Source organism: Aquimarina atlantica (assembly GCF_000626715.1).
GTDB classification, from domain to species: Bacteria; Bacteroidota; Bacteroidia; order Flavobacteriales; family Flavobacteriaceae; genus Aquimarina; species Aquimarina atlantica.
In genome coordinates, this window is the sequence record NZ_AQRA01000002.1 from 484,004 (window position 1) to 508,005 (window position 24,002).

The 24,002-nt window shown below is 33.9% G+C and carries 14 protein-coding genes; 4 read left to right on the top strand and 10 right to left on the bottom strand.

The annotated features are described in order from the left end of the window. Positions 1-11: 11 nt before the first annotated feature. Both ATO12_RS06600 and ATO12_RS06605 read right to left on the bottom strand, forming a co-directional pair. Positions 12-455, bottom strand: coding sequence for a GNAT family N-acetyltransferase (locus ATO12_RS06600; RefSeq protein ID WP_034240317.1), 444 nt, complete (start codon positions 453-455; stop codon positions 12-14). A gap of 141 nt (positions 456-596) precedes the next feature. Continuing rightward, positions 597-3,857, bottom strand: a complete 3,261-nt coding sequence (locus tag ATO12_RS06605; protein ID WP_034240318.1) for a S41 family peptidase — start codon at positions 3,855-3,857, stop codon at positions 597-599. Between the two features lie 373 nt (positions 3,858-4,230). Here ATO12_RS06605 and ATO12_RS06610 point away from each other — a divergent pair, with 373 nt between their 5' ends. After that, positions 4,231-5,256: a DUF3078 domain-containing protein gene (locus ATO12_RS06610; RefSeq protein WP_081801986.1), complete on the top strand. Its 1,026-nt coding sequence runs from the start codon at positions 4,231-4,233 to the stop codon at positions 5,254-5,256. 2 nt (positions 5,257-5,258) lie between these two features. On the opposite strand, the gene hflX is transcribed toward ATO12_RS06610, so the two are convergent. After that, entirely contained in the window at positions 5,259-6,467 is a 1,209-nt protein-coding gene (gene hflX, locus ATO12_RS06615) for a GTPase HflX (protein ID WP_034240319.1), read from the bottom strand. Between the two features lie 123 nt (positions 6,468-6,590). Here hflX and ATO12_RS06620 point away from each other — a divergent pair, with 123 nt between their 5' ends. After that, positions 6,591-7,559, top strand: coding sequence for an endonuclease/exonuclease/phosphatase family protein (locus ATO12_RS06620; protein ID WP_034240320.1), 969 nt, complete (start codon positions 6,591-6,593; stop codon positions 7,557-7,559). A 62-nt stretch (positions 7,560-7,621) separates the two neighbouring features. On the opposite strand, the gene ATO12_RS06625 is transcribed toward ATO12_RS06620, so the two are convergent. Then, positions 7,622-8,371 (bottom strand): hypothetical protein, encoded by a 750-nt coding sequence (locus ATO12_RS06625; protein WP_034240321.1) that lies wholly within the window; start codon positions 8,369-8,371, stop codon positions 7,622-7,624. Positions 8,372-8,724: 353 nt separating this feature from the next. Next, positions 8,725-9,462 (bottom strand): hypothetical protein, encoded by a 738-nt coding sequence (locus ATO12_RS06630; protein WP_034240326.1) that lies wholly within the window; start codon positions 9,460-9,462, stop codon positions 8,725-8,727. Between the two features lie 272 nt (positions 9,463-9,734). Here ATO12_RS06630 and ATO12_RS06635 point away from each other — a divergent pair, with 272 nt between their 5' ends. After that, positions 9,735-14,345: a T9SS type A sorting domain-containing protein gene (locus tag ATO12_RS06635; RefSeq protein ID WP_081801987.1), complete on the top strand. Its 4,611-nt coding sequence runs from the start codon at positions 9,735-9,737 to the stop codon at positions 14,343-14,345. A 447-nt stretch (positions 14,346-14,792) separates the two neighbouring features. Here ATO12_RS06635 and ATO12_RS06640 read toward each other — a convergent pair whose 3' ends face one another. The 3 genes from ATO12_RS06640 to ATO12_RS06650 form a co-directional block, all read right to left on the bottom strand. Next, positions 14,793-15,872, bottom strand: coding sequence for a methyltransferase domain-containing protein (locus ATO12_RS06640; RefSeq protein WP_081801988.1), 1,080 nt, complete (start codon positions 15,870-15,872; stop codon positions 14,793-14,795). 121 nt (positions 15,873-15,993) lie between these two features. Further along, on the bottom strand, positions 15,994-17,388 hold the full coding sequence (locus ATO12_RS06645) for a DUF5689 domain-containing protein (protein ID WP_034240327.1): 1,395 nt from the start codon (positions 17,386-17,388) through the stop codon (positions 15,994-15,996). A gap of 83 nt (positions 17,389-17,471) precedes the next feature. Continuing rightward, on the bottom strand, positions 17,472-20,357 hold the full coding sequence (locus ATO12_RS06650; RefSeq protein WP_051575656.1) for a carboxypeptidase-like regulatory domain-containing protein: 2,886 nt from the start codon (positions 20,355-20,357) through the stop codon (positions 17,472-17,474). Between the two features lie 237 nt (positions 20,358-20,594). Here ATO12_RS06650 and ATO12_RS06655 point away from each other — a divergent pair, with 237 nt between their 5' ends. Further along, positions 20,595-21,650 (top strand): endonuclease/exonuclease/phosphatase family protein, encoded by a 1,056-nt coding sequence (locus ATO12_RS06655; protein WP_034240328.1) that lies wholly within the window; start codon positions 20,595-20,597, stop codon positions 21,648-21,650. A gap of 48 nt (positions 21,651-21,698) precedes the next feature. Here ATO12_RS06655 and ATO12_RS06660 read toward each other — a convergent pair whose 3' ends face one another. Together ATO12_RS06660 and ATO12_RS06665 are read right to left on the bottom strand one after the other, a co-directional pair. Next, the gene (locus ATO12_RS06660; RefSeq protein WP_034240330.1) at positions 21,699-22,127 is read right to left on the bottom strand and encodes a hypothetical protein; all 429 of its coding nucleotides are present in this window, start codon (positions 22,125-22,127) and stop codon (positions 21,699-21,701) included. A 162-nt stretch (positions 22,128-22,289) separates the two neighbouring features. Then, the gene (locus ATO12_RS06665) at positions 22,290-23,960 is read right to left on the bottom strand and encodes a serine hydrolase domain-containing protein (RefSeq protein ID WP_034240331.1); all 1,671 of its coding nucleotides are present in this window, start codon (positions 23,958-23,960) and stop codon (positions 22,290-22,292) included. Positions 23,961-24,002 lie beyond the last annotated feature (42 nt).

Genomic DNA, 24,002 nt, shown 5'->3' on the forward strand with positions numbered 1-24,002 from the left:
ACTACCAATTTTTATGTTTTATTAGGTATTAATTGCATATGAAATTCATAATTATCCTCATCAACAGTATTAAAACCTATACGTTCGTATAAATACCTCGCCGGGTTTTCTTTTAGTACTTTTAGAATTATATTTTTATTTGAAGTTTTAGCAGTTTCTATTAGGTCTTTAATCACACTCTTTCCTATTCCATGACCTTGATATTCGGGTAATACTTGTATTTGTAGTATTTCTATTAAATGTTCTGTTTCAATATACTTCAATACTCCTGTTTTTTGGTTTGACTTTAATAGTATATATGCGCTATCAAATTGAAAATTTATTCTAGATAAATGCTCTTCATCAGATAAAAAAATCCCCATTTTTTCTAAGTGCTCGACCATTGTCGCTTTTCTTAATTTGAATAAGAAATCCTTATCCGATTCTTGCGCTTTAATCAGTTCTAATTTTTCCATAGCAAATCATATAATAATACAGTATTACGAATATACCTTAATTTATCAAACACATTTTTGATATTACATATCTTATAAAAAATAAAAGCGAGAGGAAAGAATATCCTCTCGCTTTTATTATATATCTCTTTTACAAACAAATTATTTAGAACGATCTTCTGCCGCTGGCACTTTGATTTTTGGATTTTTGTCGTTTTCTTTAAGTGTTTTCAGTACTTCATTGATAGCTCGATCCAGTTGCACATCTATGCCTTGAGCATCTTTTCCTGGGTTTTCTGGAACATGGATATCTGGTTCTACACCATGTCCTTCTGCAAACCAGGTTCCATCGGGATTATACATTCTAAATGTAGGCACCGTTACATATCCACCGTCTATTAATTCTGGTGATCCCGAAATTCCTATTAGTCCTCCCCAGGTTCTTGTACCAATAAGCGGTCCTATTTTTCTTTTCTTGAAATAATCGGGAAAAGCATCACCTCCACTACCGCTCCATCCATTGATTAGCATAGCCTTAGGACCATAATGTCCTCTTGGAGGCCAGGCCCAGTCTTTTCCTTCCCTTACTTTGTAATAACTCAATAATGGTCTGTTTAACAATTCTACAAATCTATCTGGTATTTGCCCACCATTATTAAATCTTTCATCAATGATTAATCCATCTTTATGGTGTTGGGCATAAAACATTCTAACTAATTCTTCTTGCCCATCCATTCCTGTACTTGGCACATAAATATACCCTATTCTTCCTCCTGATTTTTCGTCAACATATTTTCTCATTTTTTCAATCCAGGCAAGATTTCTCAGCCTCGCTTCACTTCTTATAGGTTGTACAAGATATTGCTTGCTGTTTTTACCATCGGGAGTTTTGCTAACTGTAATTTCTATTGTTTCATTTGCTTTTCCTTCTAATGCTACATAAGGATCTGCATATTCTGTTAATTCGATTCCGTTAATACGTAATATATAATCACCTTCTTCAACTACAACTCCCGGCTTTCTAAGAGGAGATTTAACTTCTGTATCCCAGGGAGCTGGTGTAATAATTTTTTTTATTCTATATTTTCCCTGGTGTATCTCCCAGTCAACACCCAGATAGCCTGTAGTTTTATTAGAGCTTGATACTACATCTCCTCCACCTCTATATGTATGAGAAGCATTTAGTTCTGCAATTAATGCTCCCGTAATTTTATTTAAGTCATTTCTACTTGCTGCATATTCAATTAATGGCTCGTATTTCTTTTTCATAGCCTCCCAATCCAATCCATGCAGGTTTTTATCATAGAAAAAATCTCTTTCTAAACGCCATATATCTGTAAAGATTTGTCGCCATTCTTCTTTTGGGTTAACGGTCATTTCCATTTTAGAAGTATCTATATGATCCTCTAGAGACTGATCTTTTGCGACTTCTATAATGCCCATTTTTTCTTCGCTAAACACCAAAATACTATTGTTATCAAACGAAAGTTTATAATCATCTACATTTTCAAGAATTGTATTTTCTTCATCTTCTTCAAAATCATAATATTTTAAAACTGATTTTTCGTCTTTTGATCCTGTTCTGGGGTGTTTCAAGAAAATGACTTTACCTTTGGCAGCACTTATTCCTCCTGTATTTCCTAGCTCTACAGGCAAAATAATCATTCTGGATTCTATATTGTCAAAATCTATGCGTATTGGTTTTATCTTTTGATCTTCCTTTTCTTCTTCTTTCTTCTTGTCTTTGATATCCTCTTTTTTATTATCACCTTCATTTATGGCAACTTTATCATTTTTTAATTCAATAGGATGTACTGCATCTTTTGTAAGCGGAATGATTCCTATTTTGGTAGCATTAGGGTATGCCCAGCTATTATCATAATCACTATATACCGGATCAAAGACTCTATTCGTAGTACAATAGATATACTTGTTATCGACAGAAAAAACAGGGCTGCCATCATCATAAAAAGCAGAAGTGATCGTGTGTTTTTTCTTTTTATCTATATCATAAATAATGATATGTTGATTTCCATTTTCGTGAGAATTTGCATAGGTAATATATTTACTGTCATTTGACCAACTCACAGAAAAACCAGATAATCCTCCTTGAAACAATTGTATTTCCTGATCTATTTTGGTAATCGTATTATTAGTAATATTTGCGAGTTTTATATGCATTTCCTGATCTACAAAAATTAACTTTTTACTATCAGGAGACCAGAATAGTTGGTATCTAAATCCCGGACCTTGCTTTGAGATTTGTTTCTCTGAATCATTTTTAAGATCTCTCACCATTAATTCATATTCGCCTGTTTTATCACTCCAATATGCGATATATCTTCCATCTGGAGACCAACTGGGATAGCGTTCTGCAACACCACTGGTACGTGTTAGGTTTTTAGTAATTCCATCTTTTTTAGGGACAGAAAAAATGTCTCCTCTGGCACCTACAATAATTCTGTTGCCATCTGGGGCAATACCAACACTATGAATGTATTTTTCTGCTTTCTTTACCTGAGGTTTTAATCCGGTAAAATCACCTATTGCACTTATAGATATTTCTTTTGTTGTTTTTGTTGCTATATCTAAAAGATATAGTGTTCCCCCAGCTTCAAAAACAATTTCAGATTTTCCTATAGACGGGCGTTCAATATCAAATTCTTTAAAAAATGTAATTTGCTCATGTTGTTTTGACTGTAAGTTATATTTCCAGATATTAAACTTTTTTGAAGCGTCTTTATCCGAAAGATAATAGAGGTCATCATTATTCCACATGGGTAGTTCATCATTACTATCGTTATTAGTAATGTTTTCAGATGTTAATGTTTTCAGATTAAAAAGGTAGATATCAGACGCCATTCCTCCTCGATATCGTTTCCAGTTTCTGCTAAGTCTTGATTTATCTGTCATAGCAACTAGATCACCATTTACATGCAGATCTAATTCTTCGACTTTGTTTATCGGTATTCTTATTGGCAATCCACCATTAACAGATATTTTAAATGCTTTAGAAAAACGTTGTTTACCGCTTTCCATTCTAGAGGTGTAGATTAAAAATTTTCCGTCATTGGTCCATGCCTTAATGTTGTCAGACATTCCGTGAGTTGTAATTCGTTTAGGAATGCCTCCGGTTACCGGGATCGTATATATGTCATTATTACCATCATAATTAGCATTAAACGCAATGGTTTTTCCATCTGGAGAAAATTTTCCCATTGTTTCTCGACCGGGCTTAGTTGTTAATCGATGTGCAGTGCCTCCTCGCTTATTTACAATCCATAAATCATCTGCATAAGTAAAACAGATATGAGAATCGGAAACATCGGGATATTGAATCATTTTTGCAGGCAGCTGACCATAATTTATGTTTGGCAGCCAATACAATAAAAACAGTGTAATAATCTTTGTGAGATTTTTCATGACATAAAAGTTTTTTGATTGATATATGTTGTTTTTACTATGACCTATGAGTATTTAATATGTTACATCAAATGATCTAATTATTTACTTGATTTATTCATGTGTCATGATATCAAAAGTATTCTAAATGACTTTTCTTTTTATGCGATTTTGACACATTAACCTACTGTTAACGTTAATATAGTATGTAATTATCAAATAATAAGGGTTTAACTAGTCTATGTTAATAGATCAGTAAATACAAATTAAAACCGGTATAACGCTAATGAAGAAGTAATCTTCTACAAGTTGTTTTTTGATAGAAATATCATTGGTTTGAAAAAACTAAAAGCATACCGTATCTTTGTATTCTACCCTTGCAACAAAGGATCAAATGAGTAGATTTTTTTTAGCTATTTTTCTGCTTTTGTTAGTAACAAAAATTTCTGGGCAGGATAAAGAAAAAACAAAACAACTGGATTCTATTCAGGTAAACTTAAAGAGATCGCTGGATAGTATTTTAAAACATACCACAACAGAGCTAAATATTATTGTTTTAAAGCAAAAGTTAAAAGAGCTTACTCCAAAAAAAAATAAAGAAGAACATATCGGATGGAAAGACATCGCCAGTTATTCTATGCTCTTTAATCAATCTGCGTTTAACTATGACTGGCAAGGTGGGGGAACATCTAATATTGCAGGAAATGTTACATTAAACTATGAATTTAACTATAAAAAAAATAGTTTAACCTGGGATAATAAAATTATTGCGGATTATGGGCTTACTTTTTTAAAAGATGAGAATTTTCCCCGTAAGACAAGTGATAGAATTGAGTTTAATTCTAGACTAGGGCAAAAAATAGGTAAGAGTTTCTGGAATTATTCTTTGTTTACCAACTTCAGGTCTCAGTTTGATAAAGGATATCGATTTACCAAAGATCCTGATACAGAAGAAACTATTCGTACAGAAGAAACTCATTTCTTTTCCCCTGCATTTGTACAGATTGGTCCTGGATTACTATGGAAAAAAAGTAATAATCTGCACGTAAATATAGCTCCGGTCACATCTCGTATGATATTTGTAGATAAAGAGTTTACCAATGTACCAGATTATAAAGATGGAGATTACTTTGGAGTAGATACAGGCGAAAGTTCTCGTTTTGAGTTTGGTGGATCATTAGCTGCCTATGCCAAATATACTTTAGCAAAAAACATTACATTAGAACAAATTTTAAACCTATACTCTAACTACATCGAGGATCCAGAAAACATAGATATTGATTATACATTAAATATTAACTTGCAGGTCAACAAGTACATAACCGGTAGTTTTGCATTCCAATCTATTTATGATGATAATGCTACCAGTGGATTTCAGATACGAGAAGTAATTGGGTTAGGGCTTAAACACAAGTTTTAAGCCTATTCTTCAACAATCTCGGGATATAAAAAGTTATTATAAGGAAAACGGGTTACATGTATATTTCGTGTTTCTTTATATACTCGTTTTCTGAAATCATCAATATTCTCTTTCTTGATAGCAGAAATAAATAAGGCATTATCTCCTATTCTACTCATCCAGGTTTGTTTCCATTCTTCTAGAGTATAATGAGCTTTGGTTTTCTCTGTTGTTAAATCATCCTCATCTATTGTTTCGTGTTGATAAGCATCAATTTTATTAAAAACCATAATAGTTGGCTTATCTGTGCAATCTATTTCTTTCAGAATTCTATTTACAGACTCTATATGATCTTCGAACTGTGGATGAGAAATATCTACGACATGTAATAATAAATCGGCTTCTCTTACTTCGTCTAATGTGCTTTTAAAACTCTCTACAAGTTGAGTAGGTAGTTTTCTAATAAAACCTACGGTGTCACTAAGTAAAAATGGAAGGTTACCAATAACTACTTTTCTTACTGTAGTATCCAGAGTAGCAAAAAGTTTATTTTCTGCAAAAACCTCACTTTTGGCTATTACATTCATCAATGTAGATTTACCTACATTGGTATATCCTACTAAGGCTACTCTAACTAGTTTTCCACGATTACCGCGCTGTGTTGCCATTTGCTTATCAATGGTAAGCAATTTCTTTTTAAGCAAAGAAATTCGGTCTCTAACAATACGACGGTCTGTCTCGATCTCTGTTTCTCCCGGACCTCTCATCCCAATACCCCCACGCTGTCTTTCTAAGTGAGTCCACAATCCTGTTAATCTAGGTAATAAATACTGATATTGTGCTAATTCTACCTGGGTACGGGCATAGCTGGTTTGAGCACGTTGGGCAAAAATATCAAGGATCAAATTCGTTCGATCTATAATTTTAGCTTTAAGGATACGCTCTATGTTACGTAGTTGCCCTGGTGATAATTCATCATCAAAAATGACAGTACCTATATCATGTTGTTCTACATAAATTCGCACATCCTCCATTTTCCCAGATCCTATAAACGTTTTAGAATTAGGCATATCCATCTTTTGGGTAAATCGTTTTACCACCTCGCCTCCAGCTGTATACGTAAGAAATTCTAACTCATCCAAAAACTCTTCAAGCTTCTCTTCATCCTGATTTTTGGTTATGATTCCTATCAAAACCGTTTTCTCGTATGCTATTTTTTCTCTTTCTAACATTAGCTACCTAATCTTCTATATCTTAATTTATTATATTGTGCTTTTAAACAAGTGTACAAAAGTACAACATTTATACACTCGGGAACCAACATTATAGCTGGTTTCTTATAAAAATTAAATGCGATGGCCAATAAATTTTATTTCAGCAAAAAAAACACAAATCACTTTACCATAGCATTTTATAACCTAGAGAATTTATTCGACACCAAAGATGATCCTAAAACCTTAGACAATGATTTCTTGCCTGATTCTGAAAAAAAATGGAATCGAAAACGGTATGAAAAAAAAATATTCAAACTTGGTACTGCTATCTCAAATATTGGATTTTCAAAAACAAGAAAAGCTCCTGTTTTGGTTGGTGTTGCAGAAGTAGAAAATAAAACAGTTCTCAACGATCTTATTAACTCTAAGCATTTAAAACAAAAAGAATATGGTCTTGTGCATTATGATTCTCCTGATGAACGAGGTATTGATGTAGGGTTACTATATCAAAAACAATATTTTGAAGTAAAAAATTCTAAAACTATTACTGTTTTGGTGAATAATGAAATAGGAGAACGAGATTATACTCGCGATATTCTATGGGTGACCGGTGCTTTAAATCAAGAAGAAATCCACATCTTAATAAATCATTGGCCGTCGCGAAGAGATGGTGCAGAAAGTACGGCTTATAAACGTATTGCTGCAGCAGAAAAAAACCGTGAGATTATTAACCAGATTACTGATCAAAACTCTAATGCGAAAATTATCATTATGGGAGATTTTAATGACGACCCTTCTAGCGAAAGCATAAAAAATTTGGTGCAGCAAGATCTTTTTAATCCAATGGAACGCCTCCTTACCAGATACAGAGGTAGTACCAACTACAGAAGCCAATGGAATCTGTTTGACCAAATAATATTTAGCCACAATTTTCATCAATATGCAAAAGGAAAGCACAGTTTTTCTAACGCTGCCATCTTTGATGATGACTTCTTAAAGATTCACAAAGGTCGCTACAAGGGTACTCCTTTTAGAACGTATGCAGGTGGAAAATATAAAGGAGGATACAGTGATCATTTTCCTGTATCGGTACGATTAAAGCTAAACTAAAAGACAGAAAAACAATATTATTTTTCTGCCTTTTAATGACAACTTATCTATTTGCTAATAGACTAAAAATCGTATCTCCCATTTTTGTTCGTAGTTTCATGGTCATCAGTATGGAAACTATCCCAAAGATTACTTGCACTACTGTCTAACCATAAATTGGGCTTTGAATTCAATCTTGTATAATCCTCATCCCCAGTAGAGACTATATCAATCTCTTTTAAGAACCAACCATCTGTTCCTTTTAATCTAATTAAAGCTGCATTAATCTCTATCCACTTAATATCATATGGTAGATTCAATCCTAGATAATAGTAATCAAAAGCACCTTCTTCTCTATCATTTCCTGGGTTGTCCAATTTCATATTATGTTTAACTATTTCTCCAGCATCGGTAAGAAAACCAACATCAAGCCTTACGGATCCATTAGTACCACAATGATTTGAGCCAGTATCTTGATATTTACCCGTTACAGTAACCACTCTGTAATACCATGGTTTAGTGGGACCAGAAAAAACTGACCCTTTGTTTTCATTATTATTTTTACTATGATATTTTGCAATAGCTTCATCAAATTTGGCTAATGCTTCTGATTTACTCGTTTCAGCACTAAAACTCATATGAATTATTGGTTGTATTGCTTCTGATTGATCATCTGTTATAATAACATTACTGTTCCCTGTCGTACTCATAAAACCTTCTTTCTCATTAGCATTTACAACTTCGGCATCTACTGTAGATTTTTCGCAAGAAGCGGTCATCAAAATACACACTGCTACAAACATGTATTTTTTAAATTTTAGTACTGTTTTCATTTTGCTTTTAAAAGTTTAGTTATAAAATATTTATCTATTATGCAGCAAATGTAAACTCAAGTACCTTATATAATAACTCGTAGTTGATGGTCCGTAATTTTGAATTGATCAAAAATAAATTTCAATTGATAGTTTGTAATCTTTACCTGCTCATTTACGGAAAAATCATGAGGTCTAAGCGATACTTTATGACTAAGGAAACTAGAATATTTTTAAATAAAACACTGTTTAATAGACAATTACACAAGATGTGTATTTGCTATTTAACTCATCGATAGTTTTCTTTTGGTTAGATTTTGTATAATAAAAATCCCCGAGGCAAAGTAGAGTCATCGAGGATTTCTATGAATTAACTAAAGATAATATCTCCCTGTTTTCACTGTAGTGTCAGAATCGTTAGTATGAAAAAGATCCCATCCATTATTTGTGTTATTATCTAACCAGATTTCAGGTTTTGAACTCAAACTTGTATAATCGTTTTTATCGGCTACTACTGTTAGTCTTTTTAAAAACCAACCATCCTTACCTTTTAACTTAATTCCGGCTGATGCGATCTCTATCCAATTAACTGTATTTCCATTTTTTTTGGGGTTTAAGCTTAAGTAATAAACATCCCAACCTCCTTCTCTATCATCACCTGGATTATTTAGCACTATATCATTTTGATAGATAAACCCTAAATTGGTACGAAAATCTATAGAAATTCTTACCGACCCATCTGTACCACAATAATTTGAGCCAGAATCTTCATACGTACCTGTTTTCGTATATACTCTATAATACCAGGGTGGTGTACCAGGCCAATCTAATAAATCTAATTTTGAGTTATTATTAAAGTATTTGGCAATTGCTTTATCAAATTTTGCAAGTCCCTCTTCTTCACTTACTTCTGGTCCAAAATGCATATGCAATATTGGCTGAATTTCTTTTGATTGATCATCTGCTACAGTAGTATCACTATTTCCTGTAGTACTCATAAAACCTTCTTGCCCTTTTATGTTTAATATCTCGGTATCTGTTTCTGTTTTTTCGCACGATACGATCCCAAGTATACATAATGCTAATACTACATTTTTCTTAAAATTTTTCATTGTTGTTTTAGATTTTAAAATTAATTCCTAAATGTATGTACTGAAGTATTGTTTTATGATAATGAATATATAGAACACCCTTTGGGATTTATGGATCATGCGTTTCTTTTGATAATGCTACAACACTCTATAAATCCACTAGAGATATAAAGAGTTTCAAAGCCATGAAATTAAATTTCTTAACCTTTTTTTTAACATCGCTACACAGTAATAATCATTCTAATCCCCTAACTTGCATTACGCAAAAAAATCACACAAATAAACTAATAGTCATGAAATTAAAATTACTCTTAATTCCATTCGTCATTTCCTGCCTTTTAGGGACTCAGAATGGGTTTACTCAATCCGTATTTATTAACGAAATACACTATGATAATGCAAGTACAGATGTAGAAGAAGCTATTGAAATTGCTGGAACAGCAGGAACCGATCTTTCTGGTTGGAGTATTGTTTTATATAACGGGTCAAATGGTACCGTTTATAATACAATTTCTATTTCGGGAGTGATTCCTGATCAACAAAATGGTTTCGGAACAATTGTAGAAATTCTTCCTGTTAATGGGTTACAAAATGGTGCCCCCGATGGAATCGCATTAATTGATAACAACAATGCAGTTGTTCAGTTTTTAAGCTATGAAGGTGTTATTACAGCAACAAATGGCCCTGCATCTGGATTAACAAGTACCGATATAGGTGTGTCAGAATCTAGTAGTACTCCTGTTGGAGCTTCATTACAACTATCAGGAACGGGAACATCTGCAACAGAATTCACCTGGGAAGTATCTACGACCAACTCATATGGTGCCGTAAATATTAATCAGGTTTTGGGAACACCTGTTATCATACCAATAATTAATGAGTTTGTATGTAATCATACCGGATCAGATACCGATGAATTTGTAGAAGTATTAGCTGGTATAGAAACAGACTTAAGCGAATATTGGTTGCTAGAAATTGAAGGAGATAGTAACGCATCTGGAGTTATTGACGAAGTAATACAATTAGGCACTACAGATGTTAATGGGTATTTCACTACTCCTTTTGGTAGTAATGTATATGAAAACGGCACACTCACTCTTCTTTTGGTAAAGAATTTTACCGGTAGTTTAGGGCAAGACCTTGATACAGATGACGATGGGGTTTTTGATATCACTCCCTGGGAAGAACGAATTGATGATATTGGAGTTAACGATGGTGGTGCATCTGATCTTAACTATGCCAATGTTACCTTACTACAATCTTTTGATGGAAGCTCATTTACTGTAGGAGGAGCATCAAGGTTTCCGAATGGTCAAGATACCGATGCTGTCACCGATTGGAAAAGGAATGATTTTGATGGAAGTGGATTGCCAAGTTTCCCTACAGTGATAGCAGAACCAGGAGAAGCTGTTAATACGCCTAATCGAGAAAATGTAGTTATCGATGATACTAATCCAACAGCGGTAATAGTAATTAATGAAATTGATGCAGATACCGATGGATCTGATGTTTTAGAATTTGTAGAGCTGTTTGACGGTGGGGCCGGAAACACATCTCTCGACGGACATACATTAGTGTTCTTTAACGGATCTAATAATCAAAGTTATGCAGCTTATGATTTAACAGGTTCTACCACAAATGCTAATGGATATTTCGTTATCGGTAATGCAGATGTTGCTAATGTTGGGATAACATTTCCTGGTAATGGGTTACAAAATGGAGCCGATGCTGTAGCGCTTTATAAAACTGCAGCCTTTAATTTTCCTAACGGAAGTGCTGTTACTACAGATAATCTGGTAGATGCGATCGTATATGATACCAATGATAGTGATGATGCAGAACTATTGGTGTTACTAAATAGTGATCAACCTCAAATAAATGAAGACGAGAAAAATGATAAGAATTTCCATTCCTTACAACGTTTTCCTAATGGATCAGGGGGGTTAAGAAATACCTCAACATATACACAGGCAATCCCTACACCGGGAAATGCAAATACAAATGCAACAGAAATAGTTAACCTTATTATTAACGAGCTGGATGCAGATACACAAGGTTCTGACGCTTTAGAATTTGTAGAACTATATGATGGTGGGGTCGGAAATACCTCACTTAATGGTTATGTATTGGTAAATTATAATGGTAGTAATAATACCAGCTACAATGCCATTGATTTAGATGGTTTTACTACTAATGCAGAAGGATATTTTGTTATTGGTAATGCAGATGTTGCCAATGTAGGTCTTGTCGTTCCTGGAAATACCTTCCAGAATGGCGCCGATGCCGTGGCTCTATATTTTGATGATGCCACGAGTTTCCCTAACGGAACAGCGATTACTACAGAAAACATCATTGATGCTATAGTATATGATACTAATGATGCCGATGATGTAGAACTATTAGTGTTATTAAACACAGGTCAACCTCAGATCAACGAAGATGCCAACGGAAACAAAGATGCTGAATCCTTACAACGAAGTCCTAATGGACAAGGAGGAGCTAGAAATACTACTTCGTATGTAGCTAAAGCTCCAACACCAGGAGTAGATAATGATGGGGTAATAGTAACACCAGGTGATCCGATAAGTATTGCAGAAGCAAGAGCAACTGCCGAGGGCACACCAGTTACTATTGCCGGAGTATTAACGGTTACTAATAGTTTTAATGGTCCTGCATTTATACAAGATGCTACTGGTGGTATTGCTGTTTTCGACGAACAAGTACAGGCTAATGCTGCTTTAAAAGTTGGGGATTCTATTACCCTAACTGGTGTTAGAGCTGCATTCAATGATCAGGTACAAATAAGCGGTGTAGTTGAGGTGGTGAATAACGGGCTTCCGCAAAACCCAATTACACCTATAGACATTACACTTGCAGAGCTTGCAGATCATCCGGGAGAACTGGTAAAAGTACTTAATACCACATTCCCTAATCCGGGAGATCTTTTATTCGGTAACTCTAACTTTACTCTTACCGATGCCAGCGGAAATGGAGAACTACGCATTGATAATGATGTAGCTTCTATAGTAGGTAAAGCACAACCTGTTACTTGCCCTGAAATTACTGGTGTAGTAGGTCGTTTTAGAGAATTCTACCAGTTACTTCCAAGGCAAGCTTCGGATATCCCTTGTGCAGTAGAGTTTATTCCACCAGGAGATACAGTAGGTTTTCCTAAAGAAGACACTTTTGATGTAGTAACCTGGAATATCGAATGGTTTGGTGATGAAAACAACTCGCCTGTAGGCCAAAACCCTATGTCTGATGAAATTCAAAGAGATAGCACTGCTACAGTACTTAAAAAGTTAAAAGCAGATGTATATGCTGTAGAAGAAATTGCCGACGATGCATTATTTGCAGAGTTAGTAAACCTATTGCCTGGTTACGAGTATATTTTATCTGATGCTGTCTCTCGACCAGGATCAGGAGGAGTATCGCAAAAAGTAGGATTTATTTATAATACCGAAACCGTTTCTGTGGTCGAAACAAGAGCAATGTTTACATCTATTCATCCGCTATACAATGGTGGTGATGCATCTGCACTAGTAGATTATCCTAGCGAAACAGATCGTTTCTATGCTAGTGGGAGATTACCATTTTTAATGACTGCAGATGTAACGATTAATGGCGTTACAGAGCGTATTGATTTGATCGCACTACATGCCAGGGCAAATAGTAGCAATGGCCCTCAAAATCGATATGATATGCGTAAATATGATGTAGAAGTATTAAAAGATTCGCTAGATGCTAATTTTGCAAACAATAAGGTTATTCTTTTGGGGGATTATAATGACGATGTAGATGAAACCGTAGCAGACATCCCATCTACCATCTCTAGTTTTCAGGAATATGTAAATGATACTGCTAATTACACGATTGTATCTTCTGCGTTAAGCGAAGCAGGATTGCGATCATTCATTTTTAGAGAAAATATGATTGATCATATTATGGTAACCAATGAACTTAATGAGGCCTATATCGAGAATTCTGTAACTGTTCATTACGATGTATACGACAATGATTATGCATTTACTACATCAGATCATTTACCTGTTTCTGCACGATTCTTACTAGAACCAGAATTTGTAAACAATAATTGTTCGGGAGCATCTGTAGTAGCTTTTAATCAAGGCAAAAGAAAAGATGGTGGAAGAATATCCAGGCTTAGAAGTAAGACTAAACGTGCCTTAGGAACTCCTAGAGAAAAACGGTATTTTAATTTTGTGAGTTTAGGATTTGGTGGATCGATTACCATAGAACTAAACAATGAAGTTTTTGATAACGTAGACACCAATGAATTTGCAGTATTCGAATCTACAGGGTTCTTTGATAATATCCCTTGTAATTACTATCCAGAATCTGCAGAAGTTTTTGCCTCACAGGATGGTATTGAGTTTGTTTCTTTAGGAACAACTTGCCAGGATGGTGAATTTGATCTTGCAACAGGTAACTTACGTTCTGCAAAATATATCAAAGTTGTGGATACAAGTGACAAATCTATTTTTCCCTGGTTTGCAGATGGGTATGATCTGGATGCAATTGTATGCCTTGAGAATGGTGAGCGTATCGCTACAAAAAATACTATGGTCTATGCAGAAAATCCTACTGCTCTAGAAAGTGAATTACTTCCTGAAGATTTTGGATTAGAAGAAACAAGTATTATTGTTTCTCCAAATCCTTTTAAAAATCAGTTATCTATAGATTTTAAAACTCTTGTTGAAGGAGATGTAGATATTACAATTACCGATGTAACAGGCAAAACTGTATATACACAAACGATACGACTTAATGCCGGACAATCTAAATTATCTATTGATATGAATCGGTATACAAAAGGGTTTTATGTAGTACATGCTTCTAGTACAAATGGAAAACTTAATATAACCCAAAAGATAATTAAAGAATAATTGAATTATACCATTTGTATTTTGAATTTACTAGTAAAGAAAATTAAGATTTTTTTGTTTCAGTAAAGAAGAAAAATCAAGCATAGCTCGGCTACGGTTTAGTTGCAATTCTGAAACTGAGATGAAAAAAGAACATTTTATTCCAGTAGATTTAAAGTGCAAATGGTATTAGAAAGAGGTTATTTAGATAATCTCCTAAAACCATACTAGATCAAAAAAGGCTGAATCAAATAATTCAGCCTTTTTACTTTTTGTTTATTCTTTAGATAAATAAAAGTGTTCAAAACCGAACATCAATAAGCTATAATCCAGTACAGAAGAGTCGGGGTAAAACATATAAACAAATTTATTATCAAGGATTTCAGATCCAACTCTTATCTAATACTAGGATTATAGCTTAACTGTTAATTCTTTCTGAATATAGGAGAGGTTTGATGGTCTAAGGCATTACTCTTTAATCGCTATTCCTTTAAAAAAAGTATAGCAAAATGTACCTCCTCCTTCGGCAGTTTTAGACAAATCATTAATACCTCTGTTCATTTCTTCTTTGCTAATAATTTTCTTTGCTAATGCTTCTTCTGCAATCCCTCTGACCATTGCGGTAAACGTATTTTTAATAAACCCATCTAGTAATTCGGGTTTCGAATCATCAACATATACTTGTCTCGGAGAAATAGTGATATTCTTAAATCCAGAATCAAATAACAATGGGTATAGCGATCTGCCTATATTGGCATTCCCTCCCTTTTGTTCTTGCAAAGTTACTTGTGCCTGTACCACTTTTTGCGCAGATAGACTATCTGGATAAAAGTATGCAGAACCATGATCTCCTTCTATTATCATAAGGGTTCCCCCGGGTTTAAGAACCCTCTTTAGTTCTTGTATAGCTTCTTTTGGTTGGGATATATGTTCTAAAACAAAGCAAACAAAAATATGATCAAAATGATTGTCTTTAAAAGGTAAGTTTAACAAATCGGCAACCTTAAATTCTACATTTTTAATGTCGTGCTCTTTGATTGATGCCTCTGCTTTTTCTAATGAGGCAGTAGACAGGTCTACAGAAACAAAAGTCGAATCTATGTTGTTTTTTGCAATAATTTTGGTTTGTGCCCCAACGCCACAACCCGCCTCAAGAATTAGGGAGCCTTCTTTCCATTTTGAGTCCCAGTGCAAAAGTTCTGCAATAGAATTAGCCTGGTCATTTAATCGAGTTGTTTCTTCCCGAGAATATCCATGGATATAATCCTTCATATGATCTTGATCTATTTCCTGGATAGTACTCTCTGCCTGTTTTAACCGTTCGAGTATTTCTTTACTGGCATCTCTTAATTCTTTACCAGATGTAGTAAATACCAATTGATTATTAACTCTATAAAATATCTGGGTGCCTAGACGAGATTCTAATTCTTTAAGTTGATGACTTAATGCCGATTGTGTAAGAAAAAGTTTTTCTGCTGCATTTTTTAGGGTTCCTACTTCTGCAACCGTATCAATAAGTTTTAAATGACGGATTTCTATACTAGCCATTAGTTCTGCTTTTTTTATGCAAAATACAATGCTTTGCTAAAAGCTAACGACAAAAGAATATGAAAAAAAATAATAGGGTACTTGAATAGAATTCAATCGTTTATAAAAATTATCTTTAATCTTATTTTCCGGTAATTTTTATATTATCAATATGGTATCGTGTAGTAGCTCTGGGATCACCACCAATATATCGAAAACCTATGCGAATGGTACCTTCTAAACAAGATAATCCAATAGGTCCTGCTGGTGTAGAATTGCCAAAAGCATTTAATGGTCCTCTAGGGATCATAGCATCAAGCTTTGCCCACGATGTAGTTGTAGGGTCTCCAGTAAAATTATCCGTCGCAAAAACCTCAAGGATATTTCCGTTATCATATCCCGCCTGAAGATCAAAATATAAAACCTCATCTGTTGAGGTGCTTATATCAATATCAGGAGTAATAAACCATACTTCATATAAACTTTCTTTTGACCTATATCCTGTTATTTGTGCATATTGATTTTCACCAAAATTACCTGTCTTATACTTTAACTTTCCTCCTGTGATATTACTATTCGTCCATCCTAAATCTTCCAGATCACCGATTTTGAGATCTGTAAAATCTTCTTCGAATACTATTGTAGTTCCTTCAAGAACTGCCGGGCATTCTAAAACTATGGGATCACATCTCGTTTCATTATCAAATACTAACCCTAGTGGATCGTTAAGCACTAAGTTATATGAGTTTCCTAAAAAATTTTTAGTTAATATTCCTTCAAAACTTCCTTGTTGATTTGGTAGTTTAAGTCCTTTAAAGTCAGAAAAAGTGCTAGTGCTTAGTATTGTATTTCTTCCTGTTGTACAACTCTCTACAATACGCTCTCCATCAAACTTATCATGGTTTTCTGCCGCAAAAGTAAAGGTGTTATCTTCTAAAATGAGATTTTTAGTAAACTGTATATGGTTTACTTTGATGTATACGTTTACCAGCTTATCAGTAAAATCTTCAATTGTGATTTCCAGCGGAGTTATGGCAGCCGTTTCTGTAGACCTTATCACAACTTCTTCTATAGAAAAAGAGGGAATTGCACCAATAGTATTTCCTTCTGAAATTCCGAGAGTCGGAATTCCATTTTCTATCCCAAGAGACAAACCATTTAGTTTGATATATACTTTACGTCCAAATTCATAGGTAGTATATAATGGATTATCATCAATTAATACCCGAACACCTGCAGAAGGGTTGGTATGTTTATCCTGAAGCACCAATTCTTTAAAAAAATTACTGGCTTTATCGCTGGATACTACATAACCCTGAATAAAATTGTTAGTGTCTTCAAAAACTACTTTAGCATTTTCTCCATCTTCAATAAGTTTCTGTCCCAAAATACCGAGTATTGCATCAATTGTAATTAGTGTACCTTCAATTTGGGGTTCATCTATGGTAACCGGAGATATTTTAAATTCATCTTCTGGTGAGCAAGCCACAATTGTACATGATACAATTAAAATCCAAAAAAAATTCTTTGTGTTCATTTTATAGTATATTTTTTGTTGTGTTTATTGTTCTTATTATGAAAGTAGACCTCACAGGTCTTAGAGACCTGTGAGATTTGAAACTAAAATCTTACATATACATTAAGGTAGTAGGAAGTGCCATATCCATAAAAGTACTTTGACCCATAAACAGGAGTATCCCGTTGTGACTCTTCTAAAGCCAGTCGGTAATTTGCTTTTCTGGCTTGTTCAAATCCTCCTGTTTTATATTCTTGATTAAGAATATTATTTATAGAGGCTAAAAAACCAATATAGTATTTCTTGATTCTCCAGGATTTACCCCCAATAGCATTTACAAGAAAATAGTCTTTAAACTGCTCTTGTTGTAAAAGTTGTTTTGCAACATCCTCATCATAATCATTAAAAGGTAATCCATCAGTATCTCGATAAAAATTAGCTGTTCTTGCAAAAGGGCTTATGTTGATATACGCGTTAGAAAAATAATTTGTGGTAGCTCCAAACCACCAAAAATCAGGATCACGATACTCAAAACCTAACTGCCCTGCCCGTTGAGGTCCTCCTGCAATGTGATATCCTTTTAATGCTGACTTTCCAAAACTTTGTATCCCTGCAATATCTGAAAATGCTTCGCTAGTACTGGTTAAAACCAAGTCTGGATCATTATCGAACACAAAACTACCGGCTGCCGCTGCTCCTTTAATTTTAATAGTAGGCGTGATTTGATATTCGATCCCAAATTCTCCTCCGATATATCGTTTATCTATGTCGGTAAGTATTTCCTGAACAAACCCTACATCTGATCCTGAAATAGCTTCGGTAAAAAAGAAAGAAATATTGGTAGCATCCAAAATCTTAGAATAATACCCTGTTAATCTGGCTTTGATCTTAGGGGAACGAAATATATAACTACCATCTACAGATTGGATTTTTTCACTTTCCTGATGTTCTCCTATTAATTGCGCTATGGTACTATTATTATATCTTGCATTTGCAAAAGCGTTACGAATTGTAGGTGGTTTATTGAAATAGGCACCTTGAAGTTTAATAAAATGATGCCCATTGATCGCAATGGTAGTTCCTGCTTTTACTCCATAATTCATAAAATTTAAAGCTTCACTTTTTCCAAAGGAATCGTTTCCGGGAAAATATCCATTTTCAAACAAACCATTTCTTTGATATGATGTTTGCGAAACTGTTCCGCCTAAAAAGAAATTAACTCTTTTCAACTTAAATTGTCCCTGAATAAATCCATTAATCGCAGAAGCCTCAATCTCATAATTATAATCGTAGCGATCTCCTACCTCTACAATACGATTCGGATTGCGCAAATCACTCTGTGCTCTACTAGCTAATTCGGAAGAAGATAATCCTGTTGAAGATAACGCAAACATGTCAACATCCAGAAAACCAGTACCACCCAAAAGATCTGTTACCTCAGCAAAATTTTGACTCTTTAAATTCTTATAACCAATTGCTGCATTTAATGTAATGTATGTATTGAATTGACTATTTAGTATCATATTACCACTCAATAAGGTATCATCTGTTCTATCCTCATATAAGATATATGTTGAGTTACTACCTTTTTGTGCATTTTGTTGATTGGTTTGCAATATAGCATCCCAGTTTAATTGCCCATTGTTGATAAAGTTTTGTTGTGCCAAAAAAGCATTTTGATAATCCAGAGGAGTTGGATTAGGATCTTCTAAAAAAGAACTTGGCATATTATCTGGATGCACAGGATTGGTGTCTGCGCTTCTTCCTCCTCCAATATAGGTTTGTTGACCGCTTGGACCAGTTATTAAATCACTTCCTCCATTGTCTATTCTACTATTAGCAATTTTACCCGTTTGAAAAGCGATATTAGTTTGTAAATGAGTTTTTTTTGATATATCCCAATAATGGTTTAACATAAAGACAGGCTCTTCTATTTTCCGTTCTTTAGAGTTTCTTATTTCTCCGTTCAGGTATCCCCAGTTAGGATTATATTTGTTTCCTTTAAGACTAAATACTTCATCGGTAATTGCTGTAGATCTTCCTCTACGGTTTGGAGTATAAAAACCTGTTAGATTTAAGCTATGTTTGTTCCCTAATTTTTTTTCAATCGAAACAAAAAATGAATTTGAATCGTATAAGGTTCCTTCAACAAAACCTTCTTTTCCATATCTTCTTGATAAGGATACAGAGAAGGCCCATCCTTTTGCGGTAACCCCAGAATTATACGTTCCTATTACTCTTCCCTGGTAACTACGGTTAGAAAAAGCATAAGATATTTTGCCTCCTTTGCGGTATTTAGAAGCTCTCATAATGATGTTAGAAGTTCCTAAAAGATCTCCAAATGTATAGTCGTTTTCTGAAATCCCCAGTGAAAATTCCTGGTTACGTTGTACATCATTTAGTCCTCCCCAATTGCTCCATTGTGGTCTTCCATTAGAAAATTTGTTCATTTCAACCCCATTGATCAGGATTTTTCCGTTCTCATTTCCTAAACCTCTCGGGCGAAAAAAAGTTGAGCTAAAATCAAATGCTGCCGCAGTAAGAAATACATCTCTGGTAGATTGAAGTAATCCCGAAACACTAAAAGATATATCATTATCCTCATCTAATTCGTGATCCGAAAGGCTAATCGTACCTATTTGTTGTTGTTCGGTATTAAAATCAAACTGTAAGTCTATTTTTTTAAGATCAAGGACATTTCCTTCATTAATTGTAATAGGAAAACGCTTAGTTATATATCCTTCCTTAGATATTATTAATACTTGCTCTCCCAAAGGAAGCATAATATCATTAAAATTAAATTCGCCAAAAGCATTAGTAAGCACAGTAGTCTTTGTTTCTTTAATATGCACCGTAACTTTTTCAATGTTTTCTCCAGAAATAGCATCAATAATTTTCCCTTTTAACTCGGTTTGTTGTGCATGAATACTAGAGATACTACAAAAGAAAATCAATAGTATATATTTTGGATCAAAAGAATAATATGTCATTTTATTAGATGTGTGAGATTAAACAACTCGAAACCATACTGATTTATAGGTTAATAAAGGCAAGTATAAAATATCCCAGTTTCATTTTTCGAAACTGGAAAAACCAATATTTGTAATTGATTTATAAATAGTATTAGCTCCCGGATAATCTCGAGATTCTAATCGTGGTATGCCAGGGGCATTAATCCTAGACTTCACAGGTTTTAAAACCTGTGAAGTCTCACAAAAAGCAATCTTATGTTTTCAAAAGACATCTTCGTAACACTCGTTTTCATTTTATTATTCACCTCATTGCTTTTTGCACAGGAAAAAAAGGAGTATATGATTCATACCATAGCATTTTATAATCTCGAAAACCTCTTTGATCCCGAAGATGACCCTATAACCTTTGATGATGACAGAACTCCTAAAGGAAAAGATCATTGGACGTATAAACTGTATATACATAAGGTAAAAAATATGGCCAGAACAATCTCTGAAATAGGTAAGGGTTTAGCCATCAACTCTCCTGCCATTTTAGGTGTTGCAGAAATAGAAAACAGAAAAGTGCTCGAAGACCTTGTTAGTGACCCAAATCTTAAATCTAAAGATTATGGTATTGTGCATTTTGACTCACCTGATAGAAGAGGTATAGATGTGGCTTTACTCTATCAAAATACACTCTTTAAAGTGAAAGACTACAATAAGCATGAATTGATAATTTATGACAAAAACACTGATAAACGAGTATTTACAAGAGATCAGTTATTGGTAAGTGGTTATCTGGATGGTGATCTAATTCATATTATTGTAAATCATTGGCCATCAAGAAGAGGAGGAGAAGCTAGAAGTAGCTATAAGAGAGAAAAAGCAGCAGCATTAAATAAAAAGATAATGGATTCTATATTCGCTACAGATCCATATGCAAAAATCATCACAATGGGTGATCTTAATGATAACCCTAATGACTCGAGTGTAAAAAAAATACTGAAGGCAAAACAGCATAGAAAAAATATCGAAATTAAAGGGTTTTACAATCCTATGGCAAAATTGGCAAAAAAAGGGTTGGGATCTCTTGCATGGAGAGATCAATGGAGCCTGTTTGATCAAATTATTATTTCTAAAAGTTTTTTAGACACCGATTACTCTTCTTATCGATATTATAAAGCAGGAATATTTAATCCAGAATACCTGATTACACGAACCGGTAAGTATAAGGGATACCCTTTTCGCAGTTATACTAATAATGCGTATACAGGGGGGTATAGTGATCATTTTCCGGTATACATATTTCTTATTAAACAAAAAAGGTGATCGTTTTTGATCACCTTTTTATCTGTTTTTTATTAAGACACTATCAAATTATTTACAATCTGAAAGTTCTACATATTTTTCAAAAGGAACACCAGTATCTCTAGGAGTTAATACTCCCTGGTGAAACTCTTGTATAAATGCATTTCCGTTTTCTCCCCTACATACCCGCAGAGTAATATCATTATTAGTACAATTCAAGCAAGTTTGTCCTCCAAACTTACAATCTCCTAATATTTTTAATTGCTCTTCATAAACTTTAATAGTTTCATCATCGGAAGCGCAACCGTTATTTAAAACTACTTCTATTGCTGTTTTATAGGCAGTACAAGCTTCTGTAGAACCAATGTTTTGACTATATGCAGCTGCAGCTTCTGATAAATCGACATTAGCTTTGGCACAATCTACGTCATCATCGCTTCCACATGCTGCAAATCCCAGGGCAAGGGTATAGGCAACGACATACACAAGTTTTTTCATTTCGATTCTTGATTTTTAGGTTAAGTGAGTTCAAAAATAAGAAAATTAAACTGGACTAGGTAATACCCTCTCATAATCAAGTTGTGTTACAGTCTTATAAATATGCAGTAGCAAGTAATTATTTTATCTCTTCGATATCAATAGGTTTACCAATTTTTCAAACTAAATCACTTTTTTAAACCAAACATTCCTGGTTCGACCATTTGACATACGTAAACCATTAACTTTTCCTTCTTTATCTCTTTCTATTTCAATAATACCAATAGGCCAGCTCCCAGAGAAGATATTGTAATATAACTGCTTGATTTTAATTTTTCCATGCCTTATATGTTCACAATAAACATCGGATTCTTTCAGTAAAATTGAGTATGTGGTTTTTAATTCTGAACTGTAATAATCTCCAACAAGCGCAGTAAGATCATTTGTGTTTTGCTGTTGATGACTTTGAAGAAATTCAAAAACTCCAGGTAATCCGTTTGAAAATGTTATAATCATTTGATGTGTATCGCTATCAAATTTAACAATAGGATTTTCGTATTGGTGTAATACCATTTCGAAAGTATTCTTGCCTATTGCAACCAAAGGCCATTCATTTGTTTCTGAACTTGAATATCGTAATGTATCATTTTTTATATAAACTTTGCGACCGATTTTCTCTATATCACTCCAATAAATACCTTCAAACTGTTTCAATTTTTTATTAGATTGTCTGATAAATGAGTTAGGAATCTCAGATTTTTTAGTTACACTTGTTAATTGTGGTTTTTGATTACTTTCAAAAATAATCTCAGCAATCTTGTCAATCATAGATCCTACATTACTTTTTGAAAAATTAGATAGAATTACGATTTGAAGTTGTTCTTCTGGATAAACTCTGGCAACTGCTCTAAATCCACCGACAGCTCCTCCATGTTGAATCATTTTCTTTTCAAAATGGTTTTCTATTCGAACTCCAAAACCATAATTAGTTTTATACCCATTATTAAGTGGTGTAGTGGATAGTAGTTTATTAAAAGCTGTTACCCATTTTTCTCCTGGGTTTATAAAATTGTGTAGCCATACGTTAATATCTTTTGTAGTTGAATGCATGTTTCCAGATCCAAAGTATCCCCAACTTTCTATAGCTCGTTTAAACTCCTTCTGAGAATAGTATGACGTTGCATTATTTGTAACAACCCGGCCATATTGATCCTCGACATAGGTGTTTTTCATACCTAAGGGATCAAATATATTTTTCTTCATCCAATCACTGAATGGTAATTTACTTTTTCTTTCAATAATTTGAGCTAAAAGTATATATCCTGTATTGCAGTACAAAAACTCTTCTCCAGGCTTAAAATTGAGTTCTTTCTGATTTTTAATAATTCTATAGAGATCTTCGTTTGTTTCTAAATCATTTCTTCTCCATCCAGCAAGCCCAAGCAAACCATGTAAATCTCTTAATCCACTTGTATGATGTAGTAAATGACGAATGGTAATGGTTTCTCTAAAGTCAGGAAGTTCTGGGAGGTGTTTTCTTACATCATCTTCAAAAGAGAGTTTATTTTGCTCTTCCAGCAATACTATCCCCATTGCTGTAAACTGTTTTGATATTGAACCTATATTGAAAAGAGTATTCGTTGAGTTAGTTACATTATACTCTATACTTGCTAAACCGTAGGCTTTTGAGAATATAGTTTTGTTATTCTTTACTACCATTATCGAACCCCCTGGGTGATTAGGAAAATTCCAGGAAGTAAACAGGCTATCTATTTTTTGAGTGTGCTGGCCAAAACTATTAAAAACGGATAAGAATATGATAAACACGATGGAAGGATACTTTTTTATTTTCATAGAATTATAAATATTTTGTTCTGTAAGATGAGAAAGACAAAA

Coding starts and splice junctions, on each gene's coding strand:
- ATO12_RS06600 (WP_034240317.1), bottom strand. CDS start 455: ATGGAAAAATTAGAACTGATTAAAGCGCAAGAATCGGATAAGGATTTC.
- ATO12_RS06605 (WP_034240318.1), bottom strand. CDS start 3,857: ATGAAAAATCTCACAAAGATTATTACACTGTTTTTATTGTATTGGCTG.
- ATO12_RS06610 (WP_081801986.1), top strand. CDS start 4,231: ATGAGTAGATTTTTTTTAGCTATTTTTCTGCTTTTGTTAGTAACAAAA.
- hflX (WP_034240319.1), bottom strand. CDS start 6,467: ATGTTAGAAAGAGAAAAAATAGCATACGAGAAAACGGTTTTGATAGGA.
- ATO12_RS06620 (WP_034240320.1), top strand. CDS start 6,591: ATGGCCAATAAATTTTATTTCAGCAAAAAAAACACAAATCACTTTACC.
- ATO12_RS06625 (WP_034240321.1), bottom strand. CDS start 8,371: ATGAAAACAGTACTAAAATTTAAAAAATACATGTTTGTAGCAGTGTGT.
- ATO12_RS06630 (WP_034240326.1), bottom strand. CDS start 9,462: ATGAAAAATTTTAAGAAAAATGTAGTATTAGCATTATGTATACTTGGG.
- ATO12_RS06635 (WP_081801987.1), top strand. CDS start 9,735: ATGAAATTAAAATTACTCTTAATTCCATTCGTCATTTCCTGCCTTTTA.
- ATO12_RS06640 (WP_081801988.1), bottom strand. CDS start 15,872: ATGGCTAGTATAGAAATCCGTCATTTAAAACTTATTGATACGGTTGCA.
- ATO12_RS06645 (WP_034240327.1), bottom strand. CDS start 17,388: ATGAACACAAAGAATTTTTTTTGGATTTTAATTGTATCATGTACAATT.
- ATO12_RS06650 (WP_051575656.1), bottom strand. CDS start 20,357: ATGACATATTATTCTTTTGATCCAAAATATATACTATTGATTTTCTTT.
- ATO12_RS06655 (WP_034240328.1), top strand. CDS start 20,595: ATGTTTTCAAAAGACATCTTCGTAACACTCGTTTTCATTTTATTATTC.
- ATO12_RS06660 (WP_034240330.1), bottom strand. CDS start 22,127: ATGAAAAAACTTGTGTATGTCGTTGCCTATACCCTTGCCCTGGGATTT.
- ATO12_RS06665 (WP_034240331.1), bottom strand. CDS start 23,960: ATGAAAATAAAAAAGTATCCTTCCATCGTGTTTATCATATTCTTATCC.